Raw genomic sequence first — 18,409 nt, 5'->3', positions numbered from 1 at the left:
CGACGGTCAGCCGCCGATGGGCATTCCGCCGAGCATCGGGGCTGCCGCCTGGGCCACGCCGGTGGCCTCGCCCGCCAGCTTCCCGACGGTGCCGTCCTTCTGCACCGTCTCGGTGGCCGCGCCGACCGTGTCGACCAGCGGGTCCACCATCTCCGGGGTGCTGGCCATCAGCTGGTTCAGGCCACTGTCGAGGCTGAAGTTGGGGGCCGTGTCAGTAACGGCGAAGGCGGGAGCAGCCGTTCCGAGAGCGACCACGGAACCGGCAACGAGCGCAGCGGTCTTCGCGTACTTCACTTTCAGGTTCCCTTCTGCGCGGCATCTTTCGGTCACGTTCCCGTGCCGCACACAAGCTCTCTTTGCCTGTGACTTCTGCCGCTTTCCTTGAACAACGATCAGGCCGCGCACGGGAAACTACGCGGCCGCAGGTTTTTCCCGCCCGCACGGGGACCGACCGAAAGTCCGCACGATGTCCGCGCGGGGAAAGGGGAAGGCCCCGGATCGACGATGGACGATCCGGGGCCGACCGAGGCCGAGCCAGGGCTCAGCCGGTCATCATTCAGCTGTTGATACAGGTGTTGCCGAAGGTCGGGTTCAGCAGACCGATGATGTTCACGCTGTTACCGCAGATGTTGATCGGAACGTGGACCGGGATCTGCACGACGTTGCCGGACAGCACGCCCGGGGAACCAACGGCGATGCCCTCGGCACCCGCGTCGGCCATGGCCGGCGCGGCGAATCCCAGCGCCATGAGGGCTCCGACGGCGACTGAGGCAACCTTGGTGTACTTCACTTTCATCCCTTTCTGCGGCGGGGTCTGGAGCGGTACGACTTTCGTATCGCCCGAGCGGAGTCTCTCGTGCTCGTGACTCCGACGCTGTCATTCGTAACGATTAACGACCGAGATTGAAACCGCTCAAGGAGAAGATTCTCGGATTCCGCCCGAATGACGCAGTATCAGTCGATCCACATCACTGGCCGGTTCATATGACCAGCCGATGTACGGCCACCCATGGAGGCAGCAGCAGGCCCGGACCGCTCGGTGGAGGAAAGCCGGCGGTCCGGGCCTGTGGTCGCGGTCCGGTCAGCCGTTGTGGGCGCCGTTGCCGGAGAGGATCGGGATGCTGTCCAGGATGTGCGACAGGGCCTCGTCACCCTTGGCCTGGGTGGAGTTCTCGGTGCACTGCTGGTTCTGCGGCGACGACAGGACGTTGATGTCCTGGAGCGAGATCGGCACGGCGCCGATCAGCGAACCGGCGTTGGCCTTCAGCGGCAGACCGATGCAGGGCTTGTTGAGCGAGCCCTGGATCAGGCCGAACTGGGGGCTCCAGTCACCGTGGGTGGCAGCGTTGCCGAACACCTGCGCGGCGCCGTTACCGTTGACCGAGGTCGTGCCTCCGTCGTTGCCGATCGCCATGGCCTGCGTCGCGCCGAGACCGAGGATGGAGGCGGCGACAGCGCCCGTAGCCAGAACCTTCTTGATCACGATTAACCCTTCTCGAACCCGTTGCCCCGTACCGGAGCCTCCTGACCAACTCGCGGCCCGGCATTTGGTTCTCTCCAATCACCCGAATGCCTGAAAGCCGGAACTCGTTGACGGAGGGCCCGCCCTGCGTCCACCCCGTCAGGGTGACTCCCTGTCCGTGTGTGCGACGCACCCCCCGGAGGCTAATTCGGGAAGTCGATTAGGTGATTCGTGAAGGAATTGCGACCATTCTCCACGGAGGAACCGCCGCCGAACGCGTGAAAGTTGCCGCCCGGACAAAGGCTGGGAAATATCGGAGGACCGAAGGGACGCCTTCGCTTCCGCCAACTTTCAACCAGCCCCTCCAGATCAAATGCGAACGTTCGTACGTCACTCGTTCGGCTGGTTACAAGATTTCCACTGACTTCCAAGTTTCCCTCACAACCCAGGGTCGTTAGGGGTGTCGTCCAGCGCGCACGTGCGTCTCGGCTCGAACGCGACACCGCTCGGTGGCTCTGCGGGCGAATCGCCCACGCGAAATGTCCTAAGGAAGGGCAAGTAATGCGACAGGTTCTGAACAAAAGCATGATCGTCATGGCGGCGGCGTCGGGCATCCTGACCGCGGCCGGCGGCTCCGCGTACGCCGATGCCTCGGCCGCCGGTGCCGCCGTCGGTTCACCGGGGGTCGGCTCGGGCAACGCCGTCCAGGTGCCGGTGCACATCCCGGTCAACGCCTGCGGCAACACGGTCAACGTGATCGCCCTGCTGAACCCCGCCTTCGGCAACGCGTGCAAGAACGTGGACTCCGGCGGCCACCCCGGACAGCAGAGCGGATCCAGCGCCCAGGGCGTGACGGCCGGCTCCCCCGGCGTCCTGTCGGGGAACCTGGTCCAGGCACCCGTGGACGTCCCGGTCAACGCCTGCGGCAACAGCGTCAACGTCGTCGGTCTGCTGAACCCGGCCTTCGGCAATCAGTGCGCGAACGTGAGCGGCCCGGACCACCACGAGCCGCCGACCGAGCCGCCGACCGAGGAGCCGCCCACGGAGGAACCCCCGGTCGAGGAGCCCCCCACGGAGGAGCCCCCCGTCAATGAACCGCCGGTCAAGGAGCCCCCGGTGAATGAGCCGCCGGTCGAGGAACCGCCGGTCGACGAGCCGCCGGTCGACACCCCCCGGCCGGTCCAGCCCGGTTCGCACCTCGCCGAGACCGGTGCCGCCGGCCTCGGCATGGCCGCCGGGGCGAGCGCCGCGCTGCTGCTCGGCGGGGCGGTCCTGATGCGCCGCACCCGCGGCACGCGGGTCTGAGCCCGGCCCCTCCGGGCGACAGAGGCCCGGCCGGGCGGTTGAGACCGTCCGGCCGGGTCCTCGGCGGGCGACGGGGACACCGTGCCCGGACGTCGGCGTCCGGGCACGGGTGCCGTACGGGACCAGGGTGGGACGATGGGCCGGTTCGGCAACTCCGCATCCCCGCATCCCGGACCGACGGCGAAGGTGGTAGCGACGTGGCAGCAGCAGCCTTGCGCGTAGGAGTGATCGGCGGCAGCATCGCCGGCTGCGCGGCGGCCGTCGCGGGAGTCCGCGCCGGGGCGGATGTCACGGTGTACGAGCGCAGCGACGGCGAGCTCCAGGACCGGGGGTTCGGGATCGTGATCCCGCCGCCCCTGCACGAGGAGCTGGTCTCGGCCGGTTATCTCGACGCGGCGATGCCCACGGCTCCGGTGGCGTACCGGGCCTGGGTCACCCGGCAGCCGGAGGGACGTTCCGCGCGGGAGTTCGCACGACAGGACGCGGCGGTGACTCCCTGCAACTGGGGTTTGCTGTGGCGGTCGTTGCGCGGAAATGTGGGTGGAGCACGCTATCTGCGGGGCCGGCCGGTGACCGCCGTACGGCAGGAGCCGGACGGGCGGGCGGTGATCCGCACCGCGGACGGCGAGGAGACGTACGACATCGTCGTGGGGGCCGACGGGTACAAGTCCCCGACCCGACAGGTGCTGGCCCCCGGACTGCGTCCGACGCCCGCCGGATATCTGGTGTGGCGCGGCACGATTCCGCTGAGCGCCCTCGCCGGTCATCCCCGGGAGCTGGAGCTGCTGCGCGAGGCTTGGGTCACCGTGGGCTTCCGGGGCGGTCATGGGATCTTCTATCTGATTCCGGCCGGTCACCGGGACGGCGCGCGGACCCACGGGGCCGGCGACCAGGTGATCGCGTACGCCGTCTACGGCCGGCCGCCCGCGCGGGGCACCGACGCCGACGCCCATGTACGCACGATCGCCGAGGAGCACTTCCCGGATTCATGGGCCGACATCGTCGCGCGCGGCGAGCATCTCGCCATGGCCTGTCACCCGGTGGCCGATGTCCAGGTTCCCCGCGCCGCGCGCTCCCCGCTCCTGCTCGCCGGGGACGCGGCGGGAGTGACCCGGCCGCACACAGCCAGCGGCGCGGTCAAGGCGCTCCAGGACGCGCTGTGTCTGGAACGGGCGCTGCGGGAGTCGGCCTCACCGGCCCGCGCGCTGGAGCGGTACGCGGACGAACGCACGGCGGCGGGCGCCCGCCTGGTGGAGCTGGGACGCAGGCTGGGACACGCACAGGTGGAGGCGACCCCGGACTGGGCGGCCATGGGCCAGGACGAGGTGGACGAATGGTGCCGGGTCACGCTGGCGGGGACCCGGCACTATCTGTACGGGGAACTGGGACAGGCCGCGCACCGGGGCGAGCGGCGCCGTGCCATGTGACATGCGGCGGCGCGGCGCTGTGACATGCGGCGGCGGCGCGAGGGTCACATACGGGTTGACGCGGGGGTGGCATGCGCGGTCGCGCGGCGCGACGGCGGTGGTGGCGGCGTGTGACATTCCGTCAAGCCGCCCGCCCTTCCGCGCCGTACCGCGCCGCACCGGGATCCGGGCCGCACCCACGCCCAACGCCCCCGCCCCGCGTCAGGGGGCGATGCGCTCGAAGACCGCCGCCAGGCCCTGGCCGCCACCGATGCACATGGTCTCCAGGCCGTAGCGGGCCTCCCGGCGGTGCAGTTCCCGGGTCAGCGTGGCGAGGATGCGGGCGCCGGTGGCACCCACCGGATGGCCGAGCGAGACCCCGGATCCATTGACATTGATCCGCTGCTCATGGTCGGTCTCGCTGAGCCCCAACTCGCGTGTGCACGCCAGCACTTGCGCGGCGAAGGCTTCGTTGAGCTCGATCAGGTCGAGATCGGCGAGCGTGAGCCCGGCGCGGGCGAGCGCCGCGCGGGTGGCGGGGACGGGGCCGATGCCCATCGTCGCGGCCGGGACTCCGGCGCGGGCGAAGGAGACCAGACGGACGAGCGGTGTGAGGCCGAGTCGTTCGGCGGTGGCCGCGCCGGTCACCAGGCAGGCGGCAGCCGCGTCGTTCTGGCCGCTGGCGTTGCCCGCGGTGACGGTGGCCCCGGGATCGGACTTGCCCATGACCGGGCGGAGTGCCGCCAGTTGCTCGGCGGTGGTGTCGGGGCGCGGGTGCTCGTCGGCGGTGACGGTCGTATCGCCCTTGCGGCTCCGTACGGTGACGGGGACCGTCTCCGCGGCGTACCGGCCCTCGGCGGCGGCGGTCGCGGCACGCCGCTGCGAACGCAGGGCCAGCGCGTCCTGGTCGGCGCGGCTGATCCCGTACGCGCGCCGCAGGTTCTCCGCGGTCTCGATCATGCCGCCGGGGACGGGGTGGTTGACACCGCCCGCGGTGACGCGGCCACGGGCCAGTGAGTCGTGCAGTTGGAGGCCGGGGCCCTTGATTCCCCAGCGCCCGTCGTGCGTGTAGTAGGGGGCGGCGCTCATCACGTCGACACCGCCCGCGATCACGACCTCGCTGAACCCCGCCCGGATCTGCATCGCCGCGTCGAGGACGGCCTGGAGGCCGGAGCCGCAGCGCCGGTCGATCTGGGCACCGGTGACGGACTCGGGGAGTCCGGCGTCCAGCGCGGCGACCCTGCCGATGGCCGGGCCCTCGGCGGACGGGTAGGCCTGCCCGAGGATCACTTCGTCGACGCGGCCGGGGTCGATGCCCGTACGGGCGACGACCTCGGCGATGACGCGTGCGGCGAGGGAGGCCGGTGTCTGCTGCGCGAACGCCCCGCCGAAGCGGCCGATGGGGGTGCGCAGCGGTTCGCAGATGACGACATCGAGCGGGTCGGGCACGGCGGGGCCTTTCGCGAGGGGCGGCGGGGACGGTGGGTGGGGTGTCGGGGCGACCTTCGCATCCGGCGACCGAGCCGGTCCAATATCGAATTCACCCCGGTTCGAGAGGCGGCACGTCTCAATGGGGCACCGGTCCGGTTCGGCGGACCGGTGTCGGCAGCGCGTCCTCGGCGACGGCGAGCACGGCGCGCAGTGCGGCGGAGGGGTTGTCGGCCCGCCAGGCCAGGGCCGCCTGGCGGCGGATGGGCGGTCCGGCGAGGGGGCGGTAGACGAGCCCGTTCTGCTGGATGTGCCGGCAGGAGGTGACCGTGAGGGCGACGCCGACCCCTGCGGCGACCAGCGCCATGATCGTGTACGAGTCCGGGGCCTCCTGCACCACACGCGGGTTGAACCCGGCGCCCTCGCACGCCTCGACCATCGCGTCGCGCACGGTGGAGCCGGTGTTGGCCGGGAAGGAGACGAAGGGTTCCTCGGCCAGGGCCTCGATCGGCACCGTCTCCCGCCGGGCGAGCGGGTGGTCGGAGGGCAGGGCGCACAGCAGCTCCTCCTCGTCGATCACCCGGTACGCCACGCCCGGCCGGGTCACCGGCAGCCGGACGAAGCCGAGGTCGAGCGTGCCGTCAGCCACCCGGGTCAGCGCGACGTTGGCGTACGTCTGGCCGGTCATGACGAGTTCGAGGCCGGGGTGGGCGGCGCGCACGGCGCGGGTCAGCCGTGGCAGCGTCTCGTGGCTGGAGGCCCCGGCGAAGCCGATGGTGACCCGGCCGTACTCGCCGCGGCCGGCCGATCTGGCGGCGCGTACCGCCGTGCCGAGGTCGTCCAGGACCGTCCGTACCGGTTCGAGGAACGACTCTCCCGCACTGGTGAGCCGTACGGAGCGGGTGTTGCGCCGGAAGAGCTGGACGCCGAGCTCCTTCTCCAGCTGGCGGATCTGCTGGCTCAGCGGAGGCTGGGCCATCTGGAGCCTCCTGGCGGCCCGGCCGAAGTGCAGTTCCTCGGCCACGGCGACGAACGCGTTCAGATGACGCAGCTCCATACCGGCGCCGCCTCCCATCCGTTCCGGTCGGTGTTTCCGGCGATTCATACGCGGGACGTCCTGATCCGACCTTAATTCGGTATTGGACAGCGATCAATGGCCGCTGACACGGTAGGGCGGCCGCACGCACACACCGAACGGCACGCACGCGCCGAACCGCAGGCCTATGCCGAACCGCACGCAGACGCCGAGGAGCATCGTGGACCGGACGGACAAGGTCATGTCGATGAAGGCGGCCGTCGCCGCCTTCGTCCATGACGGGGACACCATCAGTCTCGAAGGTTTCACCCATCTCATCCCGACCGCCGCCGGACACGAGATCATCCGGCAGGGCCGCCGCGATCTCACGGTCGTCCGGATGACCGCGGACATCGTGGTGGACCAGATGCTGGCGGCGGGCTGTGTCTCGCGGCTGGTCTCCTCCTTCGTGGGCAACTCCTCCGCCGGTTCGCTGGGCGAGCTGCGCAGGCGGATCGAGAGCGCGGATCCGGAGCCGCTCGCGTTCGAGGAGTACAGCCACTACGGGATGATCTGCCGCTATCTCGCCGGGTCCCAGCGGCTGCCGTTCTATCCGCTGCGTTCGTACGGCGGCAGCGACCTGCCGTCCGTCAACCCCGGTCTGCGCAAGGTCACCTCGCCCTATCCGGGCCCGGACGGTGAACCGGAGCGGATCTATGTCGTCCCGCCCGTCAATCCGGATGTGACGATCATCCACGCCCAGCGCGCGGACCGCCGGGGCAACACCCAGATGTGGGGGCTGACCGGCGTCCAGGCCGAGGCGGTGTTCGCCGCGGGCAAGGCGGTCGTCGTCGTGGAGGAGCTGGTCGACGACGAGGTGGTCCGCTCGGACCCGAACCGCACGCTGGTGCCGGCCCACGCGGTCGACGCGGTCGTCGTGTGCCCGCGCGGCGCGCACCCCTCGTTCGCGCAGGGGTACTACGACCGGGACAACGCCTTCTACCGGGCCTGGTCACGGATCAGCAAAGACCCAAAACGGCTCCGGGCCTGGCTGGACGAGTGGGTCCTCGGCACGGCCGACCACGCCGAGTACGTGGCCAAGCTCGGTGAGGAGTTCTGGGCGGGGCTCGCGGTCGGCGAGGCGCTGAGCGAGCCGGTGAACTACGGACGACGGCTGTGAGCGCGGGACACCGGAAGGAACCGATCATGCGGACGGGTACCACCGGAACCACAGCCGCGGCAGCCGCGGCCTCCGAGGACGCCCCGGCGCCCGCCGTCACCTCCTCCGAGCTGCTCGCCGTCGTCGCCTCCCGCGAACTGGCCGCCCGGCGCACCGTGTTCGCCGGAATCGGCCTGCCGACGCTCGCCACCGAGCTGGCGCATCTGACCGTCGCGCCGGACATCGAGGTGGTGTACGAGTCCGGGGTCTGCGGCGCCCACCCCTCGCACCTTCCGGAGACCATCGCCGACGCGGTCCTGATCACCGGTGCCGAGGCGGTGCTGCCGATGCCCGCCCTGTTCGGCTGTGTCCTTCAGGGCGGCCACATCGACGTCGGGTTCCTGGGCGCGGCCCAGATCGACCGGTGGGGCAACCTCAACACCTCCGTGATCGGTGACTGGGACAGCCCCTCGGTGCGGCTGCCCGGCTCCGGCGGGGGTGTGGAGGTGATGGCCAACTCCCGCGAGGTGTTCGTGGTGATGCGCCGCCACACCCCGCGCTCCTTCTCCGCCACCCTCGACTTCTGCACCACCCCGGGGCCCGACCGGGCACTCGCCGAGGGTATCCGGCCGCTCGGCATCGGTGTCACCCGGGTCATCACCGAGCTGGGCATCCTGGCCCGTGCGGGCATCGGCGGCGAACTGCGGCTGGTCGCCGTCCACCCGGGCGTCACCGTCGAGCGGGTCCGGGCCGCGACCGGCTGGGACCTCCAGGTGGCCGATACCGTCACCACGGTGCCGTCCCCCACGGCCGCGGAGCTGCGGCTCCTGCGCGACGATGTCGACCCCGACCGTGTGTACCTCCGCTGAAAGGGCCTCAACTGCCATGCGTATCAGGATTGTCGGCGCCGGAGCCATGGGGCGCGGGATCGCCCAGTGGGCGGCGAGTGCCGGGCACACCGTCGAGCTGGGCGACGTACGGGCCGAGGCGGTGACGGAGGCGCTGGACTTCGTCGCGTCGATGCTGGAGCGTGCCGTGGCCAAGGGCCGGATGACCGCCGGGGAACGGGCGGCCGCCGGGGAACGGCTCGTCCCCCTCGCGGACCCCTGGGCGGCCGGGGAGGACGTCGAGCTGGTCATCGAGGCCGTACGGGAGGATCTGGACACCAAGGCCGAGGTGTTCGGCAGGCTGGAGCGGGCGCTGCCCGCCTCGGCCGTCTTCGCCACCAACACCTCCTCCCTGTCGGTCACCCGGATCGCCGCGACGCTCCAGGACCCCTCGCGCCTGGCGGGGCTGCACTTCTTCAACCCGGTCCCGCTGATGAGGATCGTCGAGGTGGTGCCGGGCGCGGCCACCCGCCCGGACATCCCGCCCGCGCTCACCGCGCTCGTCGAGAGCTGCGGCCACCGGGCGGTCACGGTGGCCGACACCCCCGGATTCCTGGTCAACCACGCCGGACGCGGTCTGGTGACCGAGGCGCTGGCGCTGTTGGAGGAGTCGGTCGCCGACCCGGCCGGTATCGACCGGATCGCCCGTGACGTACTGGGTCTGCGGATGGGCCCGTTCGAGCTGATGGATCTCACCGGGCTCGATGTGACGGCCGCGGTGATCGACTCGATCTGGCAGGGCTTCCGTCACGAGGACCGGCTGCGCCCCTCCTACCTCACACCGAACCGGGTGGCCGGCGGGCTGCACGGACGCAAGACCGGCCGGGGCTGGTTCGCGTACGGGCCCGGGGCGCCCGGCCCCGCCCCGGAGGCGCCGGTCACGGGCGACGCGGACCGGCCGGTGCATGTGCCCGGCGACGGGCCGCGGGTCATGGCGCTGCGCGCGGCGCTGACGGCGGCGGGCGCCACCGTCGGGGCGGGCCGGGAACCTTCGGCGGACGCCGTGGTGCTGGTCCCGGTCTGGGGAACGACGGTCGCCGCCGCGGTGGCCGCGCAGGGGCTGCCGGCCGACCGCACCTTCGGTGTGGACCCGCTGCCCCCGGTGGGCCGCCGACGGGTGCTCGCCGTGACCCCGGCGTCCGGTCCGGCCGCCGCGCGGGACGCCCGTGCGGTGCTGGCGCGTGCCGACGACGGCGCGGAGCCGTATGCCGTCTCGGTCGTGCGGGACACCGCCGGTTCCGTCGCCCAGCGGCTGCTGGCCTCGGTCGTGTCCGTCGCCGCGTCGATCGCGGAACGCTCGCTGGCCACCCCGGCCGACATCGACCTGGCCGTGACGACGGGGCTCGGCTACCCGGTGGGACCGCTGGCCTGGGGCGATCGGATCGGCGCCGGACACATGCTGGAGCTGTCCCGGTCGCTGTACACCACGACGGGTGACCCGCGCCACCGGCCGACCCGCTGGGTCACCGAGCGGGCGCAGCTCGGGCTGGCGTTGACGGACCCCGGTACCACGCCCGAAGCCTGCGCGGACTGACGGGAGGGCCCCGGGCCGTACGCGGAGGGGCGCCCGGCGCCCGCCTCGACCGGCCCGGGCCCCACCTCGGCACGGTCCGGGCCCGCCTCAGCCCGTCAGCCGGATGACCGTCAGCAGTACGGCGGCGATGAGCGCTCCGAGTCCCAGGACCCGTCTCTCCGGGCGGCGCGGCTCGATGCGTTCGGCCGGGGTTGCCCGCTGTTCCAGGTTCTCGGCCCGCCGGGACAGCTCCTCCGGTACCCGCACCGGCACGCTCACCCGACAGGGCTGCTCCGGGTCGTACCGGACCACCATGGACCGCCGGTTGCGGGCGTCCTGGAGGTCGAGCGGATGCCGGACGGTGACCCGGTACGGGGGCCGGGTGCCGGGCATGACCGTGATGTCGAACGCGAACACCGTGTCCGGCGACCTCGGGTCCAGCGCGGGCAGCCCGGCGTCCTTGCTCACCACCCGCACCGCGTGGACGACGGCGGGCGCGAAGGCGCTCGGGCCGCCGGACCTCAGGTCCAGTGCGGTGCCCGCGGGGGCCACCCGGGAGACCAGGTCGACGGCGACCAGGACGAGCACGGTGAGGTTCAGTCCGACCAGCAGCAGCCAGCGGGGGCCGTCGAGTGCCCCGTGCGCCAGGGCGGTCAGCGCGCCGCCGCTGAGCACGGCGGCGAGAAGGGCGCGCGGATTCACGGCCTGCCCTTCCGCGGGGTCGACACCCGGGAACTCGTCGCGTCGCCGGGGTGCTCCGCGTCGTACAGGACGAGTGCCGGGCGGCCCAGGGCGTACCGGTCGACGACGGCCGGGAACTCGTGGCGTACACCCTCCCCGTCGTCGAAGCCCACGACGACCCGGCCGCGGTCGCGTCCCGCCCGTTCCCACCCGGTCAGCTCCGCCTCGGCCACGGCGAGCCGGCGTCCGAGCGCGAGCCGGTGCAGGACCTGGGTCCGCCGGAGACCGACGCGCAGGCCCCGGAGCGCGTACAGGCATCCGGCGACGGTGACCGCCTGCGACGCGACGATCCAGTTCGACGGGGTGAACCAGCCCAGCATCCACTCGGCGGACTCGTCGGCGCGCACATCCCCCGCGTCGATGGCGTCCCGCCAGCCCACGCCGAACGCGGCACCGGCCAGCGCGACGGCGACGCCCGGGGCGGCCCGGTGCAGATAGCGCGTCGAGAGCAGGCTCAGCGCCACCACGGCGGCGGCGCCCATCATCGGTGCCCCGCCCGCCAGGTCATCGGTTCCGCAGCTGCTGACCCCGCAGCTCCACACCACCCGTGAGCCCTCGGCCGCGGCGACATGGAAGAGCAGCCACACCTGCCAGGCCATCAGCACACAGGCCGACGCGAGCGGCAGCTGCGCCGCGAGCTTTCCCCGTGTCATCGCTCCCGTACCCCTCGTTCTCCTCTTTCCCCTGGTCGTCCCCGGTCCGAAGCCGAATCCATGTCACCGGTTCCGGGGCGCAGGAGGCAGGTCGGGGGGCAGGAGGCAGGTCGGGGGGCATGACCGTTTCGTACAAGACCTGGGTGGGACACCGCGCCTACTGTCGGCCCATGACTCCACGACTCGACGCCATCAGCATCATCACCGCGGACCTGGCCGCGTCCCTCGCCTTCTACCGGCGGCTCGGCCTGGACATTCCGGCCGGTGCGGAATCCGCGCCGCATGTCGAAGTGACCCTGCCCGGCGGGGGGCGGCTGCTGTGGGACACCGAGGAGGTCATCCGCTCCTTCGACCCGGACTGGCAGCGGCCGGCGGGCGGGGAGCGCCTCGGCCTCGCGTTCCTGTGCGACAGCCCGGCCGAGGTGGACGCGGTGTACGCCGATCTGACCGGGGCCGGACATCCGGGGCATCTGGAGCCGTGGGACGCGGTGTGGGGACAGCGCTACGCCGTCGTGCTGGATCCGGACGGCTGCGGGGTGTCGCTGTTCGCGGGTGCCGCGTAGCCGGTGCGGGCCAGGTAGCCGCCCAGCGTGGTGCCCGCCAGCGCCCGTACCTCGCGGGCGAGGTGCGCCTGGTCGGTGCAGCCGGCGGTGAGCGCGGCCTCGGCGTACGGCGTTCCCGCCCGTACGAGGGCCAGCGCGCGCTGGAGCCGCAGCACCCGGGCCAGGGTCTTGGGCCCGTAGCCGAACGCGGCCAGTGAGCGGCGGTGCAGCTGGCGGGCGCCGAGTCCGGCCGACCGCGCGGTGGCGGCGACCGACCGGCCGCGCCGGAGCTGCGCGGCGACGTGCACCGTCAGCGGGTCCGGGGGGCCGGTGTCGGCGGCCCGGCGCAGGGCGAGACGTTCCAGCGCCGCGGCCGGGTCGGGGTCCTCGGTGATCCGTTCGGTGAGCCTGCGGACCTCGGCGCCCGGCCAGAGCGCGGCGAGGCCGACGCGGCGGTCGCGCAGTTCGTCCGCCGGGACGCCGAGCAGGGAGGGTGCGGTGCCGGGGGCGAAGCGGATCGCCGCGCACCGTCCGCGCTGTTCCCCGGCCACCTCGAACGCGTGGGTGTCGGGTCCGGCGACGAGCAGTCCGCGCCGGGTCCAGATCAGGTCCATGCAGCCGTCGGGCAGGACGGGCCGGGAGGGCTCGTCGGGCCCGTTCCAGGTCCAGAGGACCGCGCCGTCGAAGCGCGACGCCCGTTCCGCGTACCCGTGGGGCGTGTCCACGACGCTCATCCGCGGTTCCCGCAGCGCGTCCTCACGGGGCCCGGAGCCCCGGGTTCTCGCCGGTGTCCGTCCGCCCCGTGTCCGGGGTGTGCCACAGGCCGGTGGTGTCCTGCGGATCCCGGGCGGCCTCGGAGGCATCGGCGTCCTTGGGTTCCTTCGCTCCCTTGGGTTCCTTCGCTCCCTTGGGTTCCTTCTCCCGGCTCGCGTGCAGCCGGGACTTCACGTCGTCCGGCGGCAGGAAGCGCGACCAGCGCTCCGGGAACTCCGAGGGCATGTACGCGTCGTCGTCATCGTCGTCGTCCCCTGTGCCGTCCCAGGCCGTGTAGCGGGTACGGGCGACGAACTCGGCGGCCTGCGCGGCCCGGACGAGCTCGTTGGCCTCGCGGGCGGCGGCGGTCGCGAGCGAGGGCCACACCCGGTCGATGGCGGCGTTGACCGCGGCGCCCACCAGCACGGCGAACGCCGAGATGCCTATCCACAGCAGGACCGCGATGGGCGCGGCCAACGATCCGTAGATGGTGGGGCCTTCGACGGTGCTGGTCAGATAGATCCTCAGCAGGAAGCTGCCGACCACCCACATCCCGAGGGCGACGAGCGCTCCCGGTACGTCCTCTATCCACGGCGAACGCACGGGCACGGACACGTGGTACAGCGTCGTGAGGAACGCGATCGTCAGCAGGATGACCAGCGGCCAGTACAGGACGGCGATGACCTCGGTGCCCCAGGGGACGAACTCCACCACCCGGTCCGGGCCGACCACCAGCAGCGGCAGCACCACCGCTCCCAGCAGCAGCGCGACGATGTACAGCAGGAAGGCGAGCAGCCGGGTCTTGACGATGCCGCGTTCGCCGTCGAGCCCGTACATGACGGTGATGGTGTCGATGAAGACGTTCACCGCCCGGGAGCCGGACCACAGGGCGATCGCGAAACCGATGGAGATCACATCGGGCCGGGCACCGGTCGTGATGTCCGCCAGCAGGGGTTTGGCGAAGTCGTTGACGCCCCGTTCGGACAGCACGGTCTGCGCGGCGCCGAGGATGTTGCGCTCGATGGAGGCGACCGTGGTGGTGGCCGTCCACTCGTCGACGTAGCCGAGCAGTCCGATCAGACCGAGCAGCAGGGGTGGCAGGGAGAGCAGGGTGAAGAACGCCGCCTCGGCCGCGAGTCCGAGGATGCGGTACTCGATGCACGAGTTGACGGTGTCCTTGAGCAAGTGCCAGGCCATCTGCCGCTTGGATACGTTGCGGTAGAGGGCTCGGGCCCGGTGGAGCCGGCCCGGTGGCCGCTCGGGTGTTTCATTTGCTGCCTGCACCTCCTTACCGTATCGGCATGGCAGCCACCACTCACACAGTGACCAATCAGGTTCCGCCGCTGGTCGGCTATGACGTCTTCGCCGCCGACCGCGCCCTCACCGAGGCCGTGGAGCGGCACGTCGCGCCCGGCGTCCTTCCCGAGGCACGGGAGGAGCTCGGAGCGCTCGGCCGGTCCGCCGGTTCCGCACAGGCCCAGGAATGGGGTGCGCAGGCGAATGAGAATCCGCCGAAACTGCGTACCCACGACCGCTACGGGCACCGTATCGACGAAGTGGAGTTCCATCCGTCCTGGCACCGGCTCCTGGGCCACGCGGTCTCGGCCGGTCTCACCGATGCCTGGGGCCGGCCGGCCGGTCATGTCCGGCGCGCGGCCGGGTTCCTGGTGTGGACGCAGGCCGAGGCGGGGCACGGCTGCCCGCTGTCCATGACGCACGCGGCGGTGCCCGCGCTGCGCACCGACCCGGTGCTGGCCGCCGAGTGGGAGCCGCGGCTGACCTCGCACGTGTACGAGGAGGGACTGCGGCCCGCCGCGCAGAAGTCCGGGGTGCTCTTCGGGATGGGCATGACGGAGAAGCAGGGCGGCACCGACGTACGGACCAACACGACGCGGGCCGAGCCGCTGCCGGGCGAGGGGGAGTATCTGCTCACCGGTCACAAGTGGTTCTGTTCGGCGCCGATGGCGGACGGCTTCCTGGTGCTGGCGCAGGCACCGGGCGGGCTGAGCTGCTTCCTCGTGCCGCGCGTCCTGCCGGACGGAACCCGAAATGTGTTCGGTATCCAGCGCCTCAAGGACAAACTGGGCAATAAGTCCAATGCGTCCGGCGAGATCGAGTTCGACGGGACCTGGGCGCGCCGGGTCGGCGACGAGGGACGCGGCGTACGCACCATCATCGAGATGGTGGCGGCCACCCGGCTGGACTGTGTGATCGGTTCGGCCGCGCTGATGCGGCAGGCGGTGGCGCAGGCGATCCATCACACCGCGTACCGCAGTGCGTTCGGCGGTCTGCTGATCGAGAAGCCGCTGATGCGCAACGTCCTGGCCGATCTGGCCCTGGAGTCGGAGGCGGCGACGGTCCTGGGCCTGCGGCTGGCCGCCGCGTACGACGCGGACACGGAGGAGGAGCGGGCGTTCCTGCGGCTCGCGGTGCCCGCGGCCAAGTACTGGGTGACCAAGCGCTGCACGGCGGTGGTGGGCGAGGCCCTGGAGTGCCTGGGCGGCAACGGGTACGTGGAGGAGTCGGGCATGCCCCGGCTGCTGCGCGAGGCGCCGCTCAACTCGATCTGGGAGGGCTCGGGGAATGTGCAGGCCCTCGATGTGCTGCGGGCGCTCCAGCGTGAGCCGCAGGCCCTGGACGCGTATCTCCAGGAGGTCGGCAAGGCACGCGGCGCCGATCACCGGCTGGACGCCGCGATCAAGGACCTGCTGACCGAGCTGGCCGACCTGGAGGCCGTGGAGGCGCGGGCCCGGCGGATCGTCGAGCGGATGGCGCTCGTGCTCCAGGGGTCGCTGCTGGTGCGCTGGGCGCCGCCGGAGGTCTCCGACGCGTTCTGCGCCTCGCGGCTGGGCCGGGACTGGGGCATGGCGTTCGGGACGCTGCCGCACAGTCTGGATCTGGCCTCCGTGGTGGCGCGGGCCCGGCCCGTCTCCCGGTGAGGCGGTAGCGAAGCGACGGAGGGTGGTGCTGCGCCGACACGGCACCACCCTCCATGCTTCTGCGACACCGGCGACGGGAACAGGCCCGTCATACGGTGTTCCGTCACTCTCGTACGGGCCCGCGGCACATCACCAGAGTTGCAAAGGGTTGCAACCATTGTGTGGAGTGCGAGGTACGGGGAGCCCGGCGGCGTCAGGATGGGGTTCCTGGGGCTGAAGGCTGTCCGGAATTCGTCGTCGTACGCCCGCCAGGGGCTACGGGGCAGCCTTTGAGGTCGGCTTTTTCTGGGGGGAACCCATGAGGGATACAGGGCCTGTCGAGGTGGCGCGGCGCACCGCGCAGGAGGCGGACCGGGCGGCGACCCGGCTACTCCACGGCGCGCGGGACGCCCGGCTGACGGGCGAGCGTGCCGCGTTCGCCCCGCGTGCGGAGATCGACGCTTCCTGGGACCGGGTGGTGCGCAGCGGGATCGATCCGGAGCAGTCCCCCGGGAGCGAACTGCTGGAGGCGGACGAGATCGAGCACCGGCGCCGGAGCACGGTGCTGGGCGAGGTACTGCCGGTGCTGCGCGAGGGGCTGGGCTCCATCGCCGACGCGCAGCAGATCATGGTCGTCTCCGATGCCGAGGGCCGGGTGCTGTGGCGCCAGGGCAATACCGCCGTGATGCGCCGGGCCCATGACATCTGCCTGGAGGAGGGTGCCGCCTGGACGGAGGCCTCGACCGGTACGAACGCGATCGGAACGGCGCTCGCCGCCCGCGCCCCCATCCAGGTGCACTCCGCCGAGCACTTCATCCGCGCACTGCACTCCTGGACCTGCGCGGCGGCCCCGGTACGCGATCCGCGTGACGGACGGCTGATAGGGGTCGTCGACATCAGCGGTCCGGCGTCCACCTTCCATCCGACGGCGCTCGCCCTGGTCGGCTCCGTCGCCAGGCTCGCCGAGGGCGAGGTGCGGACGCGCCATCTGCTGGCGATAGAACGGCTGCGCGCGGTGGCGGCGCCGATCCTGTGCCGGCTGGGCGGCCGGGCGCTGGTGGTGGACACCCGCGGCTGGCTGGCGGCGGTCACCGGGATGCCGCCGGTGGACCGGCTGCCCCTGCCCAAGGCGCCGCAGCCGGGCCGGGTGTGGCTGCCGTCGCTGGGCATGTGCCGGATGGAGCCGTTGCCCGGCGGCTGGCTGGTGCAGGTCGCGGACGGCTCGTCGGACGGTCCGCCGCGCCGGGTGGTGCTCGATCTGAGCCGGGCACGGGGGCTCTCGATCCATGTGGTCAGCCCGGTCGGCACCTGGACGCAGCGGCTCTCGCCCCGGCACGCGGAGCTGCTGTACGCGCTGGCGCTGCACCGGGAGGGGCGGACCGCCTCGGAGCTGGCGCGGGACATCTTCGGCGATGCGACCCGGACGGTGACGGTGCGGGCCGAGATCTCCCGGATGCGGCGCCATCTGGCGGAGGTGCTGGCGCACCGCCCGTACCGCTTCGGCGAGGACGTCGAGGTGGAGGTGGTCCACCCGGAGCATCCGGGCGATCTGCTGCCGCACTCGAAGGCTCCGGTGGTGGTCGCGGCGCGGCGGCCGGCGCGGCGGGGGTGAGCCGGGAGGAAGGGGCCGCACCGCCGGGTGTCCACCGTCCGGGCGGGGGCCCGCTTTGGGCCGGAACGGCAGGTCGTGGTTTTCTGGCGGCCATGAGCAATGCCGCGAATCCCGACAGCCCCACCACCGAGGTGACCATCTGGTCGCTGGAGCAGACCTCACCCGCCGACCTGCGGCCCGCCGCCGTACCGGAGGGTGATCTGCGGATCGTACGGTCGGCGGTGCCACTGCCCGAGTTCAGCCGGTTCCTCTATACGGCGGTCGGCGGCGACATCCAGTGGACCGACCGGCTCGCCATGACGTACGCGCAGTGGCAGGAGGCCCTGGATCGGCCCGGGGCCGAGACCTGGGTGGCGTACGAGAACGGGACCCCGGCCGGCTACATCGAGCTCGACCCGCAGGACGACGGGGTGGTCGAGGTCATGTACTTCGGGCTGATCCCGGCTTTCCGGGGCCGCCGCATAGGTGGCCATCTGCTCTCGTACGGCGTGGCGCGCGCCTGGGACCTGGCCGAGCGCTGGCCGGAGCGGACGGAGACGAAGCGGGTGTGGCTGCACACCTGCTCCAAGGACGGCCCGCACGCCATGGACAACTACCTGCGGCGCGGCTTCCGGCTCTTCGACACGAGGACCGAGCGGGAGCCGGACGTGGCGACGCCCGGCCCGTGGCCCGGCGCACACGCTTCCTGACGGCACACCACCGCACACCACCGCACACGACCACACACGGCAGCGCGCGACGGCACGGCGACGGCACACACGCATACGCACCCGTCCGGGGCGGCGCGGACCCCGCCCCGGGGTGCCGCGCGACACAGCGTCTCGCCCCTCGGGACCATCTCGTCCACATACCGGATAGTGGTGGACTGGCCCGAGATTCGCGTGACACGCTTCCGCCATGTCCGGAGCTGGAATTGCCTTGGTGAGTCGACGCCACGTCGACCTCGGCCGCATGTCCAGCGCCATCTGTCCGGCGGGCTGAGAGTCCCAGCACCGCCGCGATCCCCTTACCTCTG

The 18,409-nt window shown here is 72.1% G+C and carries 19 protein-coding genes; 10 read left to right on the top strand and 9 right to left on the bottom strand.

Features of this window, described 5'->3' with window-relative positions; genetic code table 11:
- Positions 1-6: 6 nt before the first annotated feature.
- The 3 genes from OHA98_RS12155 to OHA98_RS12145 all read right to left on the bottom strand — a co-directional run bounded on the left by OHA98_RS12155 (position 7) and on the right by OHA98_RS12145 (position 1,483).
- The gene (locus OHA98_RS12155; RefSeq protein ID WP_266925098.1) at positions 7-294 is read right to left on the bottom strand and encodes a hypothetical protein; all 288 of its coding nucleotides are present in this window, start codon (positions 292-294) and stop codon (positions 7-9) included.
- 262 nt (positions 295-556) lie between these two features.
- On the bottom strand, positions 557-790 hold the full coding sequence (locus tag OHA98_RS12150; RefSeq protein ID WP_323179545.1) for a chaplin: 234 nt from the start codon (positions 788-790) through the stop codon (positions 557-559).
- A gap of 291 nt (positions 791-1,081) precedes the next feature.
- Positions 1,082-1,483, bottom strand: a complete 402-nt coding sequence (locus tag OHA98_RS12145) for a rodlin (RefSeq protein ID WP_266925096.1) — start codon at positions 1,481-1,483, stop codon at positions 1,082-1,084.
- Between the two features lie 540 nt (positions 1,484-2,023).
- On the opposite strand from OHA98_RS12145, the gene OHA98_RS42640 reads away from it, so the two are divergent.
- The gene (locus OHA98_RS42640) at positions 2,024-2,767 is read left to right on the top strand and encodes a chaplin (protein WP_323179544.1); all 744 of its coding nucleotides are present in this window, start codon (positions 2,024-2,026) and stop codon (positions 2,765-2,767) included.
- Between the two features lie 197 nt (positions 2,768-2,964).
- A complete protein-coding gene (locus tag OHA98_RS12130; protein WP_266925094.1) occupies positions 2,965-4,194 on the top strand; it encodes an FAD-dependent monooxygenase in 1,230 nt (409 codons plus the stop codon).
- A 201-nt stretch (positions 4,195-4,395) separates the two neighbouring features.
- Here OHA98_RS12130 and OHA98_RS12125 read toward each other — a convergent pair whose 3' ends face one another.
- Both OHA98_RS12125 and OHA98_RS12120 read right to left on the bottom strand, forming a co-directional pair.
- Positions 4,396-5,622, bottom strand: coding sequence for an acetyl-CoA C-acetyltransferase (locus OHA98_RS12125; protein WP_266925092.1), 1,227 nt, complete (start codon positions 5,620-5,622; stop codon positions 4,396-4,398).
- A gap of 118 nt (positions 5,623-5,740) precedes the next feature.
- Positions 5,741-6,658 (bottom strand): LysR substrate-binding domain-containing protein, encoded by a 918-nt coding sequence (locus tag OHA98_RS12120; RefSeq protein WP_266925090.1) that lies wholly within the window; start codon positions 6,656-6,658, stop codon positions 5,741-5,743.
- A gap of 199 nt (positions 6,659-6,857) precedes the next feature.
- Between OHA98_RS12120 and OHA98_RS12115 the strand changes: the two genes are divergently transcribed.
- The 3 genes from OHA98_RS12115 to OHA98_RS12105 are packed head-to-tail and all read left to right on the top strand — an operon-like array spanning position 6,858 to position 10,196.
- The gene (locus tag OHA98_RS12115; RefSeq protein WP_266925088.1) at positions 6,858-7,796 is read left to right on the top strand and encodes a CoA transferase subunit A; all 939 of its coding nucleotides are present in this window, start codon (positions 6,858-6,860) and stop codon (positions 7,794-7,796) included.
- Between the two features lie 26 nt (positions 7,797-7,822).
- Positions 7,823-8,644, top strand: coding sequence for a CoA-transferase subunit beta (locus OHA98_RS12110; RefSeq protein WP_266925086.1), 822 nt, complete (start codon positions 7,823-7,825; stop codon positions 8,642-8,644).
- 16 nt (positions 8,645-8,660) lie between these two features.
- Positions 8,661-10,196, top strand: a complete 1,536-nt coding sequence (locus tag OHA98_RS12105) for a 3-hydroxyacyl-CoA dehydrogenase (protein WP_266925084.1) — start codon at positions 8,661-8,663, stop codon at positions 10,194-10,196.
- 87 nt (positions 10,197-10,283) lie between these two features.
- Here OHA98_RS12105 and OHA98_RS12100 read toward each other — a convergent pair whose 3' ends face one another.
- Both OHA98_RS12100 and OHA98_RS12095 read right to left on the bottom strand, forming a co-directional pair.
- Positions 10,284-10,877 carry a hypothetical protein gene (locus tag OHA98_RS12100; RefSeq protein ID WP_266925082.1) on the bottom strand — a complete coding sequence of 198 codons (594 nt, stop codon included), beginning with the start codon at positions 10,875-10,877 and terminating at the stop codon, positions 10,284-10,286.
- Positions 10,874-11,569, bottom strand: coding sequence for a hypothetical protein (locus tag OHA98_RS12095; RefSeq protein ID WP_266925080.1), 696 nt, complete (start codon positions 11,567-11,569; stop codon positions 10,874-10,876). The genes OHA98_RS12100 and OHA98_RS12095 overlap by 4 nt, the downstream gene beginning before the upstream one ends.
- Before the next feature lie 119 nt (positions 11,570-11,688).
- Here OHA98_RS12095 and OHA98_RS12090 point away from each other — a divergent pair, with 119 nt between their 5' ends.
- Entirely contained in the window at positions 11,689-12,132 is a 444-nt protein-coding gene (locus tag OHA98_RS12090; RefSeq protein WP_266925078.1) for a VOC family protein, read from the top strand.
- Here OHA98_RS12090 and OHA98_RS12085 read toward each other — a convergent pair.
- Both OHA98_RS12085 and OHA98_RS12080 read right to left on the bottom strand, forming a co-directional pair.
- A complete protein-coding gene (locus tag OHA98_RS12085) occupies positions 12,072-12,845 on the bottom strand; it encodes a DUF6597 domain-containing transcriptional factor (protein ID WP_266925076.1) in 774 nt (257 codons plus the stop codon). The two genes, OHA98_RS12090 and OHA98_RS12085, sit on opposite strands and share 61 nt — an antisense overlap.
- Before the next feature lie 22 nt (positions 12,846-12,867).
- Positions 12,868-14,148: a YihY/virulence factor BrkB family protein gene (locus OHA98_RS12080; protein ID WP_266925074.1), complete on the bottom strand. Its 1,281-nt coding sequence runs from the start codon at positions 14,146-14,148 to the stop codon at positions 12,868-12,870.
- 17 nt (positions 14,149-14,165) lie between these two features.
- Between OHA98_RS12080 and OHA98_RS12075 the strand changes: the two genes are divergently transcribed.
- The 4 genes from OHA98_RS12075 to OHA98_RS42635 all read left to right on the top strand — a co-directional run bounded on the left by OHA98_RS12075 (position 14,166) and on the right by OHA98_RS42635 (position 18,375).
- The gene (locus OHA98_RS12075; RefSeq protein ID WP_266925072.1) at positions 14,166-15,803 is read left to right on the top strand and encodes an acyl-CoA dehydrogenase family protein; all 1,638 of its coding nucleotides are present in this window, start codon (positions 14,166-14,168) and stop codon (positions 15,801-15,803) included.
- A gap of 298 nt (positions 15,804-16,101) precedes the next feature.
- A complete protein-coding gene (locus OHA98_RS12070; RefSeq protein WP_266925070.1) occupies positions 16,102-17,394 on the top strand; it encodes a GAF domain-containing protein in 1,293 nt (430 codons plus the stop codon).
- Between the two features lie 92 nt (positions 17,395-17,486).
- Entirely contained in the window at positions 17,487-18,083 is a 597-nt protein-coding gene (locus tag OHA98_RS12065; protein WP_266925068.1) for a GNAT family N-acetyltransferase, read from the top strand.
- Positions 18,084-18,291: 208 nt separating this feature from the next.
- Complete coding sequence (locus tag OHA98_RS42635) at positions 18,292-18,375, top strand: putative leader peptide (RefSeq protein WP_323179600.1); 84 nt, start codon at positions 18,292-18,294, stop codon at positions 18,373-18,375.
- Positions 18,376-18,409: the final 34 nt, after the last annotated feature.

The organism is Streptomyces sp. NBC_00654, from assembly GCF_026341775.1.
Classification (GTDB): domain Bacteria; phylum Actinomycetota; class Actinomycetes; order Streptomycetales; family Streptomycetaceae; genus Streptomyces.
The sequence above is the reverse complement of the archived record's forward strand: the minus strand, read 5'-3'. Positions and strand labels throughout refer to the sequence as shown.